Below are 1,018 nucleotides of genomic sequence, written 5' to 3'. Positions count from 1 at the left end.
ACATTAAGACCTGGCGGGTTCTGCACATGGGTTTCAGACGGCCGTTGAGCTCGTATCAGCGGGTGTTCTCGGTAGTTCGCGGGTTGGTGTTTTTGGCGGCTGGGAGGACTTTTGAATAAGCCTCTATATCCGCCGACCCCCAGTAGACCCAGACTTCACCGCAACCCAAGCCCTCACCCAACGCGAAGCACTGCGACTATTGGATGCTGCCACCGAACATTCCTTGCGCGCCCAGACACTGGTGGATTTGTTGCTTTCCACGGGGCTGCGCATCAGCGAAGCACTGAGCATCAGAGAGTCCGATATATCAGAAGGTCGATTGCTGATTACTCGTAAAGGCGGCAAGAAATCCGCGGTTTACCTACCCGAGCACACACTGCGGAACCTGCGCGAGCTCACCCAAACTACCGGTAGAGAAGTAGAAAACCTTGAAAACAAAAGGGTCTCTGCCCTGGTCTTTATCACCCGCACCGGCAAACCCTGGCAACGAAGTAACGTGGATGGTCTTCTGAGAACGCTAGCGCTTAAAGCTGGCATCAGAAAAACCGTATCCGCCCACGTCCTACGACATACCCACGCCACCTTGGCCCTAGAGATGGGGGTAGCTTTGCATCATTTGCAGGATTCGCTGGGGCATAAGGACCCGCGTACTACACGGCGGTACGATCACGCACGATCACGGTTGGAGAACTCATCTGCGCGAACAGTGGGATCGATTTTTGAATAGAAATATACTCTTTATAAAGAGTAAAATACCCAGTCATCTAATTATTTACACCAAGACCCTACTGAGTCATATATTAAATTTGGACATAATCCAGATTTCTATATATCACATATTGCTTATTAGCGATATGTTCCCACACGTCACATATGGGCATATATCGCTAATAAATGAGGCTTATTCAAAAGTCCTCCCAGCCGCATAAAACACCAACCCCCGAACCACCGCAAACACCCGCCCATACACGCTCAGCGGCCGCCGGAAACCTGTATGCAAAACCCGCCACGTCTTGAC

Annotated in this window: 1 protein-coding gene; it reads left to right on the top strand. The window is 51.0% G+C overall.

Annotated features, from left to right (window positions below):
* Nucleotides 1-115: 115 nt before the first annotated feature.
* Nucleotides 116-727, top strand: a complete 612-nt coding sequence (locus HF984_RS11290; protein WP_345719105.1) for a tyrosine-type recombinase/integrase — start codon at nucleotides 116-118, stop codon at nucleotides 725-727.
* Nucleotides 728-1,018 lie beyond the last annotated feature (291 nt).

The sequence above is a fragment of the Rothia terrae genome, from assembly GCF_012396615.1.
Classification (GTDB): domain Bacteria; phylum Actinomycetota; class Actinomycetes; order Actinomycetales; family Micrococcaceae; genus Rothia; species Rothia terrae.
This window is presented reverse-complemented; position numbering and strand designations above follow the sequence as displayed.